The sequence below is a fragment of the Sporosarcina sp. P1 genome (assembly GCF_002743155.1).
Classification (GTDB): Bacteria; Bacillota; Bacilli; order Bacillales_A; family Planococcaceae; genus Sporosarcina; species Sporosarcina ureae_B.
On the sequence record NZ_PDYS01000008.1, the window covers coordinates 25,137 to 43,370 of the forward strand.

The following is an 18,234-nucleotide window of genomic DNA, read 5'->3' on the forward strand; positions in this document are numbered from 1 at the left end:
ATTGTTGTTGCGTAATAAAAACCAGGCTGGCTCTATAAGCGAGCGGTTGGTTGACGGCTTGTGCTGAACAAATACCAGCCTGGTTCGCGTGAAGATGTATGCATCACCTCCTTTACAGTGTGTAGAACATTATTTCTTCACTATCCATTGACCGGAGCTTGTATCCCTTCCCATAGTGAACACTTGCTCCACGACGCCTTCACGTCCATATTGATAACGAATTTCTACTTTATCATCGGCAATCGGAATGGCTCGACGATAGGCGGCCTCCAGGAAAAGCTCACCAATTCGGCTTGATTGTGCAAATACCGAAGACTCAGGCAGTTTATCCAATCCTGTAAGCTGGTCGTATAAATATAAATCAAAGTACTGCTCGGCTGTATAGTCGCTTTTGAGCTGATCTGTCAGATAATCTATATAGATAGAGTCGGTTTTTTCTTCGGTTGCCACACCAATCAGTTTGCCGTAAATCTTGTGTATAGGTGTGATGGTCGCTCCTTGCACAGTGTCTTTTGCCGGGAAATGGTTCAATAATAAGTATTCCCGGGCATTTAACAACTGGTCATAGCCACCCGCCATCGTTACATTTTGCTCCTTATATCGATCCATTAGTTCGGATGATACCTCGTTACCGTTGACTTTTAGTTTGCCGTTTTGCAGTACAACTCGATCTCCAGGAACCGCAACGACTTCATAATAGACACCCGCATACGTCGGTAAGTGGCTATTCGTATTCGTAAATGTGCGTACCACATCTCCCGGATCATAGACGGAGGCATCATACAAGTCTGCCTTACGTTCTATCACTGGATGATACGTATCGGGGCTCCACTGTAGTGAAAAGGAATCGTCATCAACATATAATAGACCGTCTACTTTCTTTACTACAGGTAATGAAGAAAATTCTTCGTAATCTATAGTGGATAGTTGATCTTTCTTTTGTAAAGCAGAAATTAACGCCATGTCGTCAAGCGGATCATACGGCGTTCCTGGACCTTGATCAGAAGAGAATTGATTATCTGACACTAGATTAAACACTAGCAACAAAGCCACTACTGGTAGTGCTGCGGTGACCAGCAACGCTTGCCAAGAAAACCGTCTCCTTTGCGAAGGTTGAAGGGTTTCATGTACCCGCTGTTTGATTCGGCGTTCCTGTTCCGTCGTATCTCCCATCATATGGTCCAGTTTTTGTTTAAAATCATTCATAGGTTTCTACCTCCTCTTTCACAAAGAATTCCTTAAGTTGCAACTTGGCTCTTCGTAATCTAGTCTTGACAGTATTTTCATTGAGCCCAAGAAATTCCGCAATCTCCGCAATTGATTGTTCGTCATAATAATATAGCAGTAATGGCTCGCGGTATTTCAAAGGAAGCTGGAATAAATGCTTTTCAAGTGAAGCCAGTTGCTCTTTCTCCATTAGTTGTTGTTCCGAGCTTTTGGAAGATACAAAAATCGTCTCGAACACTACATCTTTTTTATGCTTCCAGGAGCGCAAATAATCTTTTGCACGATTAGCAGTCATTTTGGTTAAGTACGTTTTAATAGACGCTTCATTACGGAACTGGTCACTCTTCTGGAAATACGTAACGAAGACTTCTTGTACGACATCTTCCGCAGTTGACCAGTTTTTCACGTATAAATAAGCGATACGCACTAAATAACGCGAATGCTCATTCATGATTTGATCCATTTCATTCATTTGGGCTAGTCACTCTCTTCTATGGCCATCTCATGTCTCCGTCAACATACGTTGCAAAATCCTTAAATGACCTTTTTTCTGTCATGCCGAAGCGGTTCACTTCATAATTGGATCGATCCATATTGGCATATCCTTCGACTGTTGTGTAGCCGATCAGTAACCCTACTTCTTTCGCCGCCGCAATGAACTCTTCATTATATTGTCCATAGGGATAGGCAATGGAAAGCGCTGAAGGAACATGTTGTAAATTTTTCTGTAAGTCTTCAATGATTTCTTCTTCTGTATGTTCGAATACTAAACCTGCACCACTTTCTCTACCTAGTTCATGCAATGCACATGTGTGGGCTTCGAACTGAAATACATCTTTCATTTCGTTTAGGTCTTCCATATTCAAATACTTCAGTAGGCCTCCCCCGTCAAATGCCGGACCGCCTTTTTCTCTATCCATACGAGATGAAATAATATGTTGAGACGAAGTAAATCCATATTGTTTCAAGATAGGATAGGCGTATTCTTTAGATGACAATAAACCATCATCAAATGTAATAATCAACGCTTTCTCTGGCACAACGAGTCGGCCTTCCAAATAATCATATAATTGTTGTGAAGTCAATGTCGTAAATTGCTCATCTGCCAAATATGCCATCTGCTTTTCAAAGCTTTCAAGTGAAATCGTGCTGATCTCCGTTTTCATCTCTTTACGGGGTAGCACTTGGTGATACAGCAGTACCGGTAAGCCTTCATCCATTTCTACTGAAGGTTTATGGATATAACCAGCGCGCTCACCCACTTTGATGAGATACCAGTCTTTATCTTCCTCTAGAACAGGATAGCGATAGCCTTTTCTTAATTGGATGAGAACATCACTTTCAAGATTCGCTTCCGTATAGACAGGTGTTGGTTGAGCCGTTTTTACAGCACCCAATCGTTCTGTATGTAAAGGAGTTTTCATCACATGCTTTTCTACTTTTGCCTGACCTTTACGAATGAAGGCTGGCATCTTACCTACTCGAATTTCATAATATTCCTCATCTTCTCCTACGAGCGCAACCGGTTGATTAGCTTGCAGTTCACCAATTTGCTTTAAGTTCTCTTGCTTCATAAAAATCGGTTGAGTGTTTGTCAGCGTCAATACCTGATCAAATTCTTTTTCTGTAATGAATGGTTTACTTTGTATCGTTTCTGCAAAAGCTGTCGCTGATTGCTCATGGAACAATGGTACTTCATTCAAATTCCACTTGGCTTCATTTCCCATTATAAATAACAGTAAGCTCGCAAGTAACAGCAGACAACTATATATTTTCTTCATGTGAATCCCCCTATTATCATTTGCGCACCGTATAGACGGAGGATTCCTGAAAAAGTTTCAAAAATATTTTAGTAAGTTTTTTGACGATGCTTGTTGTTGTTCAGAACCGATGTGACTTTCCAAGGCTCTTCTGTTTCTTCAGGAGAAAAAGCACTCTTTCGCTCTTAGTAGAACGATAGAATGCCCCCACTTAGTTAATTCACTTTGCGTCCTGTTTTCCCCAGCTTATCCCAATAATCGTCTCGGATCTGCACTTTCAAGATCTTTCCTGACGCCGTTTTTGGAAGTTCCTCCACAAACGTCACACTTGTCACCGCTTTAAAATGTGCTAGCCTCGATCTCGTGAAATCTATAATATCTTGCTCGGTCGCTTCTGAACCACTCCGTAACACGATATAAGCATGCGGTGTCTCTCCCCACTTCTCATGAGGTACAGCAATTACCGCAGCGTCTAAAACAGCAGGATGATCATAGAGCACACCTTCAATTTCTATAGAAGAAACATTTTCACCACCACTGATGACAATGTCTTTCTTCCGGTCCACGATATTGACGTAACCGTGTTCATCCATCGTCCCCATATCTCCCGTCATCATATAGCCGTTACGCAACACTTCATCAGTCGCCTCTTGATTCTTCCAATAGCCTTTCATGACGCCATGACTTCGGACCGCGATTTCGCCCGCTTGCTGACCGTCCTGTGCCACGTCTTCTCCGTAGTCATCAATTAGTCGAACGTCCACACCAATCATGGAATAACCCGCTTTGGCTTTTAACTGAAGCTTCTCTTCATCCGATAAATGTTGAACAGTCGAGCGAATCGTAGAGAACAAACTTAAAGGAGATGTTTCCGTCATGCCATATACTTGAATAAATTCCCAACCGAGTTCTTTTTCAACTCGTGAGATGAACGACGGTGGCGGAGCAGATCCCGCAACAATCACGCGAATCTTATGAGTGAACGTCGGCTTATGCTCTTCGCAATACTGAAAAATCAAATTCAATACAGCCGGTGCCATATGCACTATCGTGACTTTATGCTTTTCAATCGCGTCAATAATCGTCTGCGGCGACGTTTTACGTAAGCATACTTGAGAAGCGCCGTTCGCTGTATAATAAAACGGTGATCCCCAGCCGTTCACATGGAACATCGGTAGCACGTGAAGTAGAACATCATGATCGGTCACACGCAAATGATGCATTGCACTCATGGCATGCAAATAATTATTGCGGTGCGTTAGCATAACTCCTTTTGGATTACCTGTCGTACCACTCGTATAAAGTAAACTGCATACGTCATCTTCCTGCACGTCTGCGCGGTCAAATGATTCCGTAGAGAATGATTCGAGCCACACATCGTAATCTACTGCTTCCGAATCATCGTTTTTATGATGAACAATAATCTTTTCTACCGTATCGAGCGAGTGCTCAATCGGTTTGATAAAATGATATAAATCTTGATCTACAAATAATAACTTCGACTCACTATGGTTTAAAATGAATAGATAATCCTCAGACTTCAATCGTGTATTTAACGGCACCATGACGCCGCCTACTTGATAGAGTCCATAAAATCCTTCCAGCATTTCGATGGAGTTGCCACATAAATAAGCCACGTGATTTCCTTTTTCAATACCTACGTCACGTAACCCGTGTGATAACTGATTCACTCGACCATTTAACTGTGCATATGTAAAAGAGCGTCCTGCTTCCCCAAAAATCGCTTCCTTACTTCCATACAACGTAACGGCACGATCTAGAAATTGCGTCAAAACCAATGGAACATTCATCTGCATACCTCCTCATTCTGTTCTACCACAATTGTAGCTCAAACATTTCTATTTTACTATATTTTCTAATAGTTTAAAATACAAGTTTAATAGAAATATTCTTCTATTGCAGTATTTGTCCATATAATTTATAGTCTGGCACATGTACACCACACATGAAAGGGGCTGGGACATACCTATAAAATAGTCCGCTCCCCTGCGCTCTTGTTTCTCAAAAGTTGCTTTTAAAAATACGTAGTCAAAAAGAAAAATGCATGAAGGAGAAAAATGATCCTTCATGCATTTTTGGGGTTTTGTCCCAGCCTCTTGTTGATTACACAAACAAAAAATCTACTTCCCTAAAACTTTCTTCACATCCGCCACCAGCAACTCATTTTCTGTATCGCTCATACCGTTATACTGTTTCACAATCTCTCCGTCAGGATTAATCAAATAAAAGAAAAAGCTATGTGATCGCTGGTCAAGCGCTCCTTTTTCCAACATGGCTTTAAACGTAGTAACTGATAAATCACGTATTTCTTCAAAATCATAACCTGTTAAAAACGTCATCGTCTGTAGATCAGCACCATAGTCTTTTGCGTATTCTCGTAAAACTTCCGGTGTATCATTTTCCGGATCGATGCTGAATGAAATAATAGAAGGTGTTAAGCCTTCACTTTTTAATGCTTCCTGAATACCAACCATATTAGCAGTGGTCCTCGGACAAACAGTCGTGCAATGTGTATAGGAGAAATAAGAAATCCACCAATCACCTGTCAAGTCATCCAAGCCTAGTTTATTCTCATCTTGCGTAGTGTATTCAAAATCTGGTATTTTCTCTGACCTATTCGTTTCGATGGTATGATTGCAGGCACTCAGTAAAAGGACGGCTGCCAGTAGGAGTAGGACGGCTCGTATGTTCATAGGCATATTACCTCGCTTTAGTATGTATGAAAGAAAGGAGAGAGGTAATCCCTCTCTCCTTTTGTAGTATTATGCTTTTGCTGTTTCCTTTTCTTTAACTAACTGGCCTCCGCCAGTCTCTAAAAACTTGATCATACCTTCTGCGGCACGGTAAGCTAGTGCGCCAACTGTCGCTGTTGGATTGGAACTACCCATAAGTGGGAATGAAGAAGCCCCCACTACGAATAAATTGTCCATGTCCCATACTTGTGAATAATTGTTTACAGCAGACGTTTCGGGACGATCCCCCATGACTACACCGCCACCTGTATGGTCAGATAATGACGATTTATCAAACTCTGTTTCCTCTGTAATTTCAGGAATCGTAATATGGTCTGCGCCCATTTGTTCCAGTAACTCTTTCGCTCTTTGATGCGCATATCGTACAATGTTTCGGTCTTGATCATGGAACTTGCTCGTGACGCGCAGTAATGGATCACCGAACATATCTTTGTACGTCGGATCCAAGTCCATATAGTTTTCTCGCCAAGCAAGGGCACCGTTTTGTTGCTGAACGTCTATACGACGGTTCGCATAGAAAATAGACTTGTCTTTAAATTCTTTCCCCCAAGATGGAACGTCTGCAGGAACATGGTTATTCGTAATCGGTCGATCTCCTCTTTGAGATGTCCGCAAACAGAAACCATGCAAGAAATCGAGTTTCGTATGATCAAGTTGCTCCACATTGAAATCATCCAATGTCACGCCGAGCGCACCGGTACCTGCATAGCGATTGAATTTCTTCTCATCAAAGAATCCACGGACACGCGTATGCGTCAAGTTGCGCTGGTGAGCAGTCAAGTGGCTACCGATCACGCCTGTTCCATCTTTCGGATTGTATGGCTTGCCAATTTCAGATAACAGCATGAGGCGAGTATTCGTGAAGGTAAATCCGGCAACCACGACGATATCTGCCGGTTGAATGAACTCTTCTCCTGTTTCTGTGTCTACATATTTAATACCAACTGCTTTTCCATTTTCATGTACAATCCGAACCGCATACGAATTATTACGCAACTCATAATTACCACTTTTATGTGCAGTAGCTAAAACCGTAACAATCGGATCTGCTTTCGCTCCGAAGTCACAACCGAACGCTTCACAAAATGCACAGTACACACATCCGTTAATCGTCTCACCGTCAGGGTTAGTATACGTCTCGGATATGTTAGCAGAAGGAATACGATACGGATGATAGCCCAAATCTTTTGCCGCTTTCGTAAAGGTACGAATGATATCCGTTTCTTTCATCGGCGGTGTCGGGTATTCATCCGAACGCTGACCCGGTCGCAATGGATCTGGTTCACCTGAGATGCCGGCAGTTTTTTCAAACTGATCGTAATACTTCTCCAGCTCATCATATGTAATACCCCAATCTTGGAGTTGCATATCTTTCGGGATGATTTTTTCTCCATATTTTTCTACCGTTTTCGTATGGAATTCGAAATCTGTTGGAAGCCAACGATATACCATGCCGTTCCAGTGAACACCTGAACCGCCAGTAGCCGTACCATTGATCGCATTTGTATCGTTACTTCGGTTTGGTGTCGCCGTTTCGTCTAGCGTATTACGAATCGTCAACGTTTCTTTATTCAATTCTTGGAACATGAGCTTCCGCACATCGTAGCGAAGTTCATCCTTCGCGCCGACGAAATCTTCTCGTTTTTGCGCTTTCCCTCTTTCTAAACCTACTACTTTATATCCTTTTTTCGTTAATTCAGCTGCCGCAATACCACCTGCCCAGCCTGAACCGACGATGACTGCATCTACTTTATCTAATGTTTTTACCATTCTTTTCTCCCCTTTCCTGTAGTTTATTTAGGTTGGTAATCTGTAAGGCTCACTTGATCCATTTTCACGAACTTATCTTCTTCTATCATATGGGCATACGATGCGATGGCGCCTGGATATTCTTTCATTTTCCAGCCTTTCATATCTCGATTGCCTCCGTACAATGGATCACAATACGCCCCTTCAAGCGTAGTAGAACGCAACAAATTAAAGAATCCTTTCGAACTAATACCTTTGATTTCCACTTTGTCATCTGCAAAGTCCGTCATAATTTCTAATTGCTGATCTTCCGTTGCTTTAACAAAATTAGTATCAAATCGTTTTAGACTCTCGACATCCATTGTTCGTAATCCATTAATGAAAATCTGGCCACGATCGAGACTAGAGTCTGCAGCCGAAGCTTTAGAACCTATAAAAGGACCTTGTCTGTAATCGCCTACATTGGATCCATAAGGTCCTGCCAACTGTTTGTCAATATAATACGGAACGCCTAATTCTATCGCTCCCGGACCGTTATGATCTTCAGGGAAAATCCGCTCCACTGCCTGCTCCAAAATAGCGAAATCGGCAATACGAGTGAAGTACATACGCGCTTCTTCATAGCGCTTCTCTTTCACGCTTTCCTTAGTCGCAGTGGAAGTCGAATTATTATTTTTCGATCGATTGCTAAACAGACCTCCAAGCAACGCACCACCGGCTACACCTCCGACAGCAATTCCTGTGTTCTTGACGAAACTGCGGCGTCCCGGATCAGAAACTTCGTTCGTATTCTTCGGGTTATTCGAATTATTATCAGCCATTAGCTTGTCCTCCTTTAATAGGTAAATAGTTCAACACTACACTAGCGATCCATACTGAAATATATGCGCAATCAGTAAAAAAATGAATGCGTTTGCACTGAGGCGATCATTATGTATTTGTCGACAACGCTAGTAGAAAACAGAACACTCCAATCTCTAGTAGATCAAATAGAAAATACTCCGCTTACTAAACGGACGGTTCTATGCATAGTGTAAATCTTAAGTCCTGACTTTTCAAACTATTAACCTTTTTTCAATTATTATTGAAAATAAGGCTATCATCTAGTCAGGCATAGATCCGTATTTTTGCTTCAAAGTTCTTCAGTCGATAGTTCTCCAAATGTAACATCATTTCCACTTGTTCTCATACACTATAATGAGGTGAAAAATTATGGCGAGAGTCAAATACCGAGATTCAGATGTCGATTTAATGGCTAGAATGATGAGAGCCGAAGCCGAAGCCGAAGGAAATCAAGGAATGTTATATGTCGGAAATGTCATCGTCAATCGTGCAGTAGCCGATTGTCTGGACTTCAATGATGTACGGTCCATATATGATGTCATTTTCCAAATACAAGGGAATAATTATTCATTTGAAGCGGTTCAAAAAGGAAACTTATTTTATCAACGTGCAAGAGAATCTGAAAAGAAATTAGCTAGAAGGAATTTAACTAATTGGCGAGAACATCCGGCTCACTATGCACTATGGTACTTCAATCCCTATGGCCCCTGCCCTTCTACTTGGTACGGGCAACCGTTTACAGGGCAGTTTAAAAACCATTGTTTCTATGAACCGCAAGCTGGTACATGTGACAGTGTGTACATGGGGTAATGCACATACCCTTGACTAGACTCGATTGAACATTTTACTTGAAGATGATAAACTGGTCCTATGAATACAATCGTACGTAAAAAGTAACCACCTTCCACTGGGTCAGGGTAGAAGGTGGTTACTTTTCTATTTACTACACTGAATAGCTTTTACATAGGAGGTATTACCCGTGCAAATTATTACATCACATGTCAATACAGACTTCGACGCACTTGCTTCGATGATTGCTGCAAAAAAATTGTATCCAGATGCACAGCTAATTATTTCAGATAAGCTCGAAAGCCGCGTACAACGTTTTTTAAATATGTACCGTGATGTCTTCGACTTTGCGCCGAGCGCTCGAGTGAACTGGGAACAAGTGACAGAAATGATTATCGTCGATGTTGCATCTTTATCTAGAATAGGTAAACTTCCTGACGATTTCGATGCATCCACGCGCAAAATCATCGTCTACGACCATCACCAACAAGGCGAAAACGACGTGCAGTATGATAAAGGCATCGTGGAATTGACCGGCGCTGCAGTCACGTTACTTATTGAAGAAATACGCAAACAAAATATAGCTATTTCCAGCTTTGAAGCGTCACTATTTGGACTCGGTCTGTATACAGATACAGGGAATTTTACATATGCAAACACCACAGTACGAGACATGCAGGCAGCTGCCTATTTACTTGAACAAGGAATGAGCCTGGAAATGGTCGCTAGTTTCGCTGAGGAAACATTAACATCCGAACAGCAAGATATATTGGATCAGCTGCTTACACATACAGAAATTCATGAAGTTGACGGTCTCGAGATTGCCATAAGTACACATGAACTGGATCACTTCGTCAACGGCCTTGCCTTAATTACAACAAAAGTTTTAGGAGTCAAAGGGACGGATGCGGTTATTGCTATCGTTAAAATGAAAAACACAGTATGCGTCGTTGGTCGTGCAAATTCAGAACGAATCACGTTGCAACCCATCCTGAAAAAGCTTGGTGGCGGCGGGCATCAACATGCAGGTTCCGCCACGGTAAAAAAAGGAGATAAAGAAGCAATTCTTGAAGACATCAACAACAGTTTGGAAACGATGCTACGCCCAGCGATTACCGCCAAAGAGTTGATGACTTCTCCTGTTAAAACACTAACTCCCGAGACGACGATTGAAGAAGCTGGCCGTCGTATGTACCGCTACGGACATTCAGGCTACCCTATCGTCGAAAATGGAAAACTAGTCGGACTCATTACTAGACGCGATCTCGATAAAGCGAATCACCATGGACTGGGCCATGCGCCTGTCAAAGCGTATATGACGACTAAACTCTACACAATCGGACCGGATGCTTCACTCGAAGAAATTCAAGAACTCGTCATTGCACACAACATCGGTCGGTTGCCTGTTATTGAGAATGAAGAAATCGTCGGGATTGTGACTCGATCTAATATTATCCAAGTGCTATACAGTGATATGACGGAAAACAAAAAAGCAACAAGTACTCTCTCTTCCAATGACTTGATTGAAAAAATGAAAAAGCAATTATCCGAAGAGGCTTTGCAGCAGTTGAAAGAAATCGGAGAAACGGCCAGTCGTATTCATATGCCTGTTTATTTAATTGGCGGGATCGTACGAGATATTTTATTGGACAAGCCAAATTATGACATCGATATTGTAGCGGAAGGTAATGGAATCGAATTGGCGAATCGTATGTTGGAAACACATGGTGGCGACGTCATGGAACATGAAAGCTTTGGTACAGCGACATGGAATACGCCATCGGGTTTATCGATCGATATTGTGTCGTCTCGACTCGAATATTACGAACAGCCTGCCGCTTTGCCCGAGATTGAGACATCTGTTCTTGGCGATGATTTGCAGCGACGTGATTTCACGATCAACGCCATGGCCATTCGTCTGAATGCCGAATCATTCGGTGAATTGATTGATCCATTTGGCGGACAGAACGATCTACGCGAGAAGAAAATCAAAATCCTTCATAATATGAGTTTTGTCGAAGACCCTACCCGCATTTTTCGAGCGGTTCGCTTTGAACAACGGTTCGGATTTTCGATGGATGAGCAGACTGAAAAATTGGCACTCGAGTCTATCGACAAAGTAATCCACTTGTCACCACAACGCATTAACGAAGAAATGATCCGTTTATTTACGGAAGGCAGTCCGAAAGAAGTGATCCGACGCCTGTTCAACTTGAATGTTTGGCAACAGTTCGGTGTAAACGAAAAACAGTTGGAAGCATCGGTTGCGACAGCTGAAAATCTAGAACACATCTACAACGAACAAGTACGTAAGATTTCTAATTTAAAAATCGCTGAAAAACCTAGTTGGTTCAATTACTTTTTACTACCATTCTATTGTAATGATAGTTTGTATGCCGCAGAGAAATTCACATTGCGGAAAAACAGGAAAAAACTTTTGGAAGAAGTCATGGCGTTACAAAAACATGAACAATGGAAAGAACCCACACAAACTGGCGACTACCATTTGTTTTTACACGACTTCTCGGATGAAGCCATCTTGTTTATTCTAGTAGCTGATCACGTGCCTTATCTGGAATCTGTTATTGCGTATTTATACAATCGAAACACCCTTCAAAGCTATTTGAACGGTGCCGATTTAGTAAAAGCGGGACTCAAGCCAGGCCCAACCTTTTCTAAGATTTTGCTTCAGTTGGAAGTGAGTCAGCTAAATGGAGAAGTTTCATCGAAAGAGGATGCCGATCAATGGTTGGAAGAGTATTTGTGTACGCTGTAACGAAAAAACGCAAAACACCTGGCAAGCTAGAGTGTCACTCTAACTTGCCAGGTGTTTTTCTCTTACTAAAAAATTCCCTTACTTTGAATCCGCCCTAAATCCTGCTTTATCATAACCGTATTTGTCATAACCACTTCGATCATAGCCGAGTTTATTGAAACCTTTTCGGTCATAGCGGTCCGCATCATAGCCCGACTTATCATACCCCTGATCATCCCGGTCCGTTCCATTTCGATGGAGACCTTGCGGAGTGAAGCCATTGCAGTCGAATCCTTTTGTATCATACTTTGTACCATTGGCATGTTTGCCATCCCGATTAAAACCATAGCGATCATAGCCGAATCGGTTGTAGCCTTCTTTATTAAAACCGTTCTTATCATAACCTTGTAAATTAAAACCTTTTTTATCATACCCTTGTCGATTTCGACCATTCTTCCCAAAACCTTCTCGATCGACGCCTGCTTTATTAAAGCCATCTCGATTATAACCTTCTCGGTCTATACCCTGTTTATTGAAACCTTGGGCATCATAGCCTTCCGAATCATAACCAAGCGAATTCAAGCCTGATGCATCGTATCCTGCTCGGTCAAAGCCATCACGATTGTAACCGTGCTGATCATAACCTTCTTCATCATACGTCTTTTCACTAATATGTGCGCCATCGCGGGTAAATCCTTCACGATTGTATCCTCTTTTATTGAAACCTTGTGCATCATAGCCTGCTTGATCAAAGCCGTGGTCATCGAACGGACTATTATTTAAATGAACACCTTGAAAATCAAAGCCTTTGCTGTCATACATCGTACCGTTCATATGCTTGCGATCACGATTAAATCCTCGTTTGTCATAGCCGAATTTATTATAGCCTTGGCGATTAAAACCGTTCTTATCGTAACCTAGCTTATTAAATCCATCCGTTCCATACCCTTGCGCACTCACACCGTATTTATTGAAACCGTACTTGTCATACCCTTGCTTATTGAAACCCGCACGGTTGAAGCCATGGACGTCATAACCGTCTCTGTTATAGCCATTCTTGTGAAAGCCTTGTCGATTGAAACCATCTACTTTATAGCCTTCTCTGTCATACCCTTGGACGTTATAACCGCTTTTATTATACCCGTCTGCATCATAACCATAACGATCATAACCCGTTCGATCAAAGCCCGCTTTATTATAGCCCGTGGCTCTAAATCCTTCTTTGTCATAGCCTTGATTATTATAGCCGTTTTTGTCAAAGCCTTGTGCATCAAAGCCATACTTATCAAAACCACTGGCATTAAATCCTTGTTCATTAAACCCATGACGATCATAACCAAACTTATTAAAGCCGCGTCTGTCAAAACCTTCACTATTATAAATTGTCGTATCTCGTTCTATGTCTTTATCTCTTAACGGATCCCCATAATTCATGTCGTACCTCCGCACACTATGTTATCGAATTCACACTCTCTATGCATCATACTACAAAAAGAGGGTAAACTCACCAAGTTTTGCAAGGCGAACGGTGAAGTATGGTGATTTAACCGGAACTAGAGCGTTTATATACGACCACGGACTTACTATGCAGTGTAGTGGGTAGAGCTATTCCTTAAACATATGCTTCTTATGCCATTTCAAATACGGCTTGTTCTTCTCCGTTCGGTTCACTCTCATCTTGCTATGCAATCCATACTTCTCGTAATCCCCTTCAGGAATGCTAGATGAAATATGAATCGTACCTGTTCCGTCAAACGCAATGAAGCCATTATGATAGAGCGCATCATGATTGCGACAGAGAAGAATCCCGTTGTTCGGATCGATGCGTTCGTTATTCGTACAATCTTTCCATGGTTTAGCGTAGCTAGCTTGCAATAATTCCGGTAGCCCGATATCGCATAGAGCGCACTGATCATTCCATAGTTGCATGAGTTCATGGCGGAAGCGCTGCTGCCCCATTCGCACTTTCGTTTTCGTTTCCGATTCGGTTTCAGCAAGTACCGGAATGAGGAAATCATGCTCCGTCTTCTGAACGGTCCCCATGACGAACTCCAATTGTTCTTCATCGATTTCATAAATATTTAAATCTGCAATCAACTCAACTAATTTACTAGTCAGTTCTTCATTGCATGGGAAGAGATAGCCTTGATTTCCATTGCCGTTCTCTTGAAACGCAGAATACTTAATCGGCAATAATGGTAGAAGTTCATCTAAACAATCCACAATCGTTAACGGTTGATCGAGTTCGTGATACTCCACTTCCACTAAGTACCCATTGGCGTCTTCACTGTCTGCCAAGGGAATCGCAGACGGCTTTCGCTCCTCGCGGTAACTGGACTTCGCTACACTTATGGCGACCATATCCCCTTTTACATAATGAAAGATACGATCTCCTTCACGCACTTCTTTCATCCGTTCCCAAAAATGATGAACATTGCCTATACTGTCTTGCTGCAATGACCAAAGCACACCTAACTCTTTCTCTTCATCGTATGTACGTCCTTGCATAACGATATAACTTTGCATCGTGCTTCACTCCTTTATGCGCTACGTTGTTTCCTTAAGTATAAGTCTTTACTGATTGACTAGGAAATTATTGCTTTAGCACAGTACGAATCATTTCAACTACCTATCTATTCAAATCATTAGTAAACGCTCTTGTATGAATGGATTACTTACCAGAGCGCGCCTTTCTTACATAAAGGAATTAATATATCCATTTCACAAATTGATGTTTTTATAACAGAAATGCATCCTCTTACTTTCATTACTTTATTTTCCAGAAAAATAGTCTGTAACAAAACTATTATACTATGGTTTTTGACTGGTCGCACGTGTTTTTTCCTACTATTCATACAACTAAAGAAATAGAAAATGCCTCGGAGAATCTACTGGTAGATTCTCCGAGGCATTTTCTTAGATAAGAAACAATGTGTTCGTTATTTGACGCTTAGGTTTACAAACAACTATTCAACATTTTCTCATGTCCACTCTTGTGAAATTTTTTCAATAGGCAAAGTATAGTCTACTGTTGTTAGTAATCCGTTGTTTAACATTATTTTAGCGTGGGATTGTCCGCTGTGTCATACGTATAGTGAATCTCTGCATAGTGAAAAATGCCAGGTACTGGAACAACTCGAAATTGTGTGAGTACCTAGCTCTTTTTTTGTTGATCTAATGTCTCTTCAAAATTTCCAAATTATTTTTGGTGGGTTTTCACTATCTTTATCAATAATTACGCGTCTAAAAACCTAATTTACTTTTCTTTATTGATGACCGTTTGGTTTTCGTTTGCCCTTTATTGGAAGGACTTCTTAATTGAACACACCTTGCTTAAACAGTTAATATAGCGTGCTTACACTGCAAGATATGGGCTTTTCATTTCGTCCAATGATCACATCTGGTGTCCAATCTTGACGAACTTTTTCATTGATATAGTCAATTTCAGAAGAAGGTAATTCAATGTGGTGGCGTCCACAATTTGATTTATTCTCTTGATATCGAAGGTAAATTTCAAGTGCAGTAAAGCCTTTTTTAAGCTGTTTAATAACTCGATAGATGACTTCGTGACCACGCTTTATTTCTAGCAATTGTTCGTCCAGAATGACCAAAAAAATGATATTCTTCCGTGAAAACCTACTCTGTTTTAGTAAGATGGGTGTAGGACATGTCTTTTTTGGTGTCTCGCTTAATTATAAAATCGGCGCAGATAAAAAGCGTTTTTCTTGTGTATTTAAAAAACTTTCCCACAATTCATCAAAATTTGTTAAGTCGCGTGATTCATTATTTATTATGAAATACGTTGGAGCATTAATATACTTTTCACCAAAGAGATCTTCAAGAACAACTGGTCTATCGAAATCCTCCCATATTACAGACACCTTTTCATATGAATCGTGCAGTAAATAAGGTACTTCCGCATGTAAGATAGTGTATTGTTCTTTATGTTTGAATAGCCAGCTTAGTATAAGATACAACCACTTTTCTTTAATGTTATTTATATCTTGTACGGGTTCTTGATCAGCTAATTCTACCAAATATGGTTCTACTAATGATACTTCATGTTTAAACAAGCTTCCTAAGTCTACTAATGAAGTTGAAATCTTTTCTTCTTGAGAAATGAGTTTAACAGCTTTTTCGATTGCCGCATCAGGTTTAATAAATCCACACTTGGTCCCAAAATATAATTCTTTCCAAGATAAATCAGTTTTACTAATTACAAATTCATAAGGTACAACAATTAATAATGAATTCTCTACAATGTTATTTGTTTGATTTTCTCCTGACATTTATTAAAGTTTACCTACTTTCCCTGCAAGATGGACTGGACAATGGCATTCAGATCCACCCGGTCGGTCTTTGTATAATTCAGCATCTTTTACCGTTCCTCGGCAGTTGTCGCTGCGTTAATGACCCGGACCAGATACCCATAATCATGGCAAATACTCACCAGTGATAATATCTAAAGAAAAAATGGATACACCAGATACATACCGATAAGAATGAAAAGTAAGAAACCGAGCATTAGTAAGGTAAATTTAATAGCTTCTCCATTCTTAAATTTAATTAGTGCAACACAAAGAAATAATATTACCAATATGTGCACTTCTAAATAGATTATCTGCAATGCTGGGTTAATGAGTGTACTAATTAAACTACTAATAAAAAGAAAAAATATAAATTTCTTTTTTAAAATTAAATTTCCACCTGATCTTTTAAATATTGATAATAATAACTCTATTAACAGCACTAATGCAATTCCAACCAGGATGAATTGTTGCCATATTACCATTATTACATCTCTTTTCTATTTTCTTTTACTAAAATTAATATATTCAACTGTAGCTACTTTCGTCAGTTGATCAAAGGCGTTCCATTCATAGCGGAATTTACCATCATTAAGCATGTTCCCATTTGCCTCTACTTCATATGCTTGACCATTCACGCTCTTTAATTGATTTGCCTTATTAAACGAATAGTCTACTGTTGTTGGGAATCCGTTGTTTATTACTTTTTAGAAGTACGGTTGCCCGCTGCATCGTACGTATAGTGAATCTCTGTACCGTCAAGGTATATTTAACTTTAAAAAGGACCTGTGCGAGAAACAGTCGTGAAGGTTCGTAAATTCACAATTTTTGAAACGAATTTGAATTTCCAAACAAACACAATAGTTTATTGCACAGGCACCTGCTTAATTATACTCCGAAATATGATTACTCGAAGTCGCTTGTCTTGTGTAAACTAAATAATTAGACCGACTATTATCAGCAATACTCCCAAATATAATAAAACACTACCCCCAAATGGTTCAGTAACATAATATATCAGTGCAGAAAGTTTACTCTTTAAAGTCTTTTTATCTTTGAGCACTAAAATTAAAAAACTTAGGGAAATTATACATAATACTATTCCCAGTATTATCATTACTAATTTCAACTTCATCCCATCTAATATAATTTTTAAATTGGGATTCCTAATCTCCTCATTTTTTTCGTAACAAAACTCGTCCAAGTTTCGCTACCAGGCTTCTTGGAACCGATGTTAACTGCAGAATTTGTAACAAAGTGCTTAACTGTAATAAATTTTTTATATAAACTTACTTCTCTTTTTGTCAAAATACCAGCTTTTAATGATCTGTTTAAAAGCCCTCCAAACTTTGCTACTCCAGATATCCCACCAGAAAGAGCACCTAATCCCGCTGAAGCTCCAATTTTAGCGAATAGAGAATTCCTAGAATACTTTCTTATTTTTAGTTTAACTTCAAGTGTATAGATTCCCCAAGCAATTAAACCACCTGAGATTGCACCGACAATAGCCCATGCAAATATCCCTTCAGGATCTACATTTATCACCGGATTATTATTCGCATAGCTATAACCATTCATTGTGATAGGATTCATTGTATCCCCACGTACAGGGTCAAGTGATAGGAATACCCCCGTATCTGGATTATAATAACGTGCCATTAGATAATATAACTTCGTTACTTCATCATAACGATATCCTGCATAGCGATAAGGATTTTCAGAAGCCATCGGACCAGGTTGCGTTAAAATATTCCCCCACGCATCGTATGTGTAGGTTGCGACTCTTTCCCCTGATTTGTTCACAAGTGCGAGGACATCTCCACGGTAGTTTGTGAGGTAGTAATAGGTTTCACCCTGGTAGGTCATTGTCAATGGGTTGCCGTTATCGTCGTATGTGTAGGCTTTTGTGAGGTTGCCACTTGGATCTTCTTCACATGTTTGACCATTCACACTTTTTAATTGATTTGTCTTATTAAACGAATAGTCTACGGTTGTTAGTAATCCTTTGTTTATCATTTTTTAGAAGTACG

Annotated in this window: 13 protein-coding genes and 1 pseudogene; 2 read left to right on the forward strand and 12 right to left on the reverse strand. The window is 40.3% G+C overall.

The features are described 5' to 3' along the window. Positions 1-129 precede the first annotated feature (129 nt). From CSV73_RS09470 to CSV73_RS09500, 7 genes are all read right to left on the reverse strand, one after another. On the reverse strand, positions 130-1,206 hold the full coding sequence (locus CSV73_RS09470) for a S26 family signal peptidase (RefSeq protein ID WP_099627349.1): 1,077 nt from the start codon (positions 1,204-1,206) through the stop codon (positions 130-132). Further along, a complete protein-coding gene (locus CSV73_RS09475; protein ID WP_099627350.1) occupies positions 1,199-1,699 on the reverse strand; it encodes a sigma-70 family RNA polymerase sigma factor in 501 nt (166 codons plus the stop codon). Before CSV73_RS09475 ends, CSV73_RS09470 begins: the two co-directional genes overlap by 8 nt. A gap of 19 nt (positions 1,700-1,718) precedes the next feature. Next, positions 1,719-3,008, reverse strand: coding sequence for a polysaccharide deacetylase family protein (locus CSV73_RS09480; RefSeq protein WP_099627351.1), 1,290 nt, complete (start codon positions 3,006-3,008; stop codon positions 1,719-1,721). 194 nt (positions 3,009-3,202) lie between these two features. Beyond that, positions 3,203-4,798 carry a long-chain-fatty-acid--CoA ligase gene (locus CSV73_RS09485; RefSeq protein WP_099627352.1) on the reverse strand — a complete coding sequence of 532 codons (1,596 nt, stop codon included), beginning with the start codon at positions 4,796-4,798 and terminating at the stop codon, positions 3,203-3,205. A gap of 330 nt (positions 4,799-5,128) precedes the next feature. Further along, positions 5,129-5,701 carry an SCO family protein gene (locus CSV73_RS09490; RefSeq protein WP_099627353.1) on the reverse strand — a complete coding sequence of 191 codons (573 nt, stop codon included), beginning with the start codon at positions 5,699-5,701 and terminating at the stop codon, positions 5,129-5,131. Positions 5,702-5,770: 69 nt separating this feature from the next. Then, the gene (locus CSV73_RS09495; protein WP_085131493.1) at positions 5,771-7,531 is read right to left on the reverse strand and encodes a GMC family oxidoreductase; all 1,761 of its coding nucleotides are present in this window, start codon (positions 7,529-7,531) and stop codon (positions 5,771-5,773) included. Between the two features lie 23 nt (positions 7,532-7,554). Continuing rightward, a complete protein-coding gene (locus CSV73_RS09500; RefSeq protein ID WP_099627354.1) occupies positions 7,555-8,331 on the reverse strand; it encodes a gluconate 2-dehydrogenase subunit 3 family protein in 777 nt (258 codons plus the stop codon). A gap of 391 nt (positions 8,332-8,722) precedes the next feature. Here CSV73_RS09500 and CSV73_RS09505 point away from each other — a divergent pair, with 391 nt between their 5' ends. Together CSV73_RS09505 and CSV73_RS09510 are read left to right on the forward strand one after the other, a co-directional pair. Next, positions 8,723-9,163: a cell wall hydrolase gene (locus CSV73_RS09505; RefSeq protein WP_099627355.1), complete on the forward strand. Its 441-nt coding sequence runs from the start codon at positions 8,723-8,725 to the stop codon at positions 9,161-9,163. A 169-nt stretch (positions 9,164-9,332) separates the two neighbouring features. After that, positions 9,333-11,918, forward strand: a complete 2,586-nt coding sequence (locus CSV73_RS09510; protein WP_099627356.1) for a CBS domain-containing protein — start codon at positions 9,333-9,335, stop codon at positions 11,916-11,918. A gap of 78 nt (positions 11,919-11,996) precedes the next feature. On the opposite strand, the gene CSV73_RS09515 is transcribed toward CSV73_RS09510, so the two are convergent. The 5 genes and pseudogenes from CSV73_RS09515 to CSV73_RS09540 all read right to left on the reverse strand — a co-directional run bounded on the left by CSV73_RS09515 (position 11,997) and on the right by CSV73_RS09540 (position 18,220). Next, complete coding sequence (locus CSV73_RS09515) at positions 11,997-13,331, reverse strand: hypothetical protein (RefSeq protein ID WP_099627357.1); 1,335 nt, start codon at positions 13,329-13,331, stop codon at positions 11,997-11,999. 171 nt (positions 13,332-13,502) lie between these two features. Further along, the gene (locus CSV73_RS09520; RefSeq protein ID WP_099627358.1) at positions 13,503-14,423 is read right to left on the reverse strand and encodes an HNH endonuclease; all 921 of its coding nucleotides are present in this window, start codon (positions 14,421-14,423) and stop codon (positions 13,503-13,505) included. Positions 14,424-15,214: 791 nt separating this feature from the next. Then, positions 15,215-15,566: pseudogene (locus tag CSV73_RS09525) on the reverse strand (transposase); the annotation flags it as partial. Positions 15,567-15,589: 23 nt separating this feature from the next. Beyond that, positions 15,590-16,186, reverse strand: coding sequence for a DUF2247 family protein (locus CSV73_RS09530; protein WP_099627360.1), 597 nt, complete (start codon positions 16,184-16,186; stop codon positions 15,590-15,592). A 1,170-nt stretch (positions 16,187-17,356) separates the two neighbouring features. Then, a complete protein-coding gene (locus tag CSV73_RS09540; RefSeq protein WP_099627362.1) occupies positions 17,357-18,220 on the reverse strand; it encodes an RHS repeat domain-containing protein in 864 nt (287 codons plus the stop codon). Positions 18,221-18,234 lie beyond the last annotated feature (14 nt).

Excerpts from the sequence above, each read along its gene's own strand:
- CSV73_RS09490 (WP_099627353.1), bottom strand. The coding sequence starts at position 5,701 with ATGAACATACGAGCCGTCCTACTCCTACTGGCAGCCGTCCTTTTACTG.
- CSV73_RS09470 (WP_099627349.1), bottom strand. The coding sequence starts at position 1,206 with ATGAATGATTTTAAACAAAAACTGGACCATATGATGGGAGATACGACG.
- CSV73_RS09500 (WP_099627354.1), bottom strand. The coding sequence starts at position 8,331 with ATGGCTGATAATAATTCGAATAACCCGAAGAATACGAACGAAGTTTCT.
- CSV73_RS09505 (WP_099627355.1), top strand. The coding sequence starts at position 8,723 with ATGGCGAGAGTCAAATACCGAGATTCAGATGTCGATTTAATGGCTAGA.
- CSV73_RS09540 (WP_099627362.1), bottom strand. The coding sequence starts at position 18,220 with ATGATAAACAAAGGATTACTAACAACCGTAGACTATTCGTTTAATAAG.
- CSV73_RS09495 (WP_085131493.1), bottom strand. The coding sequence starts at position 7,531 with ATGGTAAAAACATTAGATAAAGTAGATGCAGTCATCGTCGGTTCAGGC.
- CSV73_RS09480 (WP_099627351.1), bottom strand. The coding sequence starts at position 3,008 with ATGAAGAAAATATATAGTTGTCTGCTGTTACTTGCGAGCTTACTGTTA.
- CSV73_RS09515 (WP_099627357.1), bottom strand. The coding sequence starts at position 13,331 with ATGAATTATGGGGATCCGTTAAGAGATAAAGACATAGAACGAGATACG.
- CSV73_RS09485 (WP_099627352.1), bottom strand. The coding sequence starts at position 4,798 with ATGAATGTTCCATTGGTTTTGACGCAATTTCTAGATCGTGCCGTTACG.
- CSV73_RS09520 (WP_099627358.1), bottom strand. The coding sequence starts at position 14,423 with ATGCAAAGTTATATCGTTATGCAAGGACGTACATACGATGAAGAGAAA.
- CSV73_RS09530 (WP_099627360.1), bottom strand. The coding sequence starts at position 16,186 with ATGTCAGGAGAAAATCAAACAAATAACATTGTAGAGAATTCATTATTA.
- CSV73_RS09475 (WP_099627350.1), bottom strand. The coding sequence starts at position 1,699 with ATGAATGAAATGGATCAAATCATGAATGAGCATTCGCGTTATTTAGTG.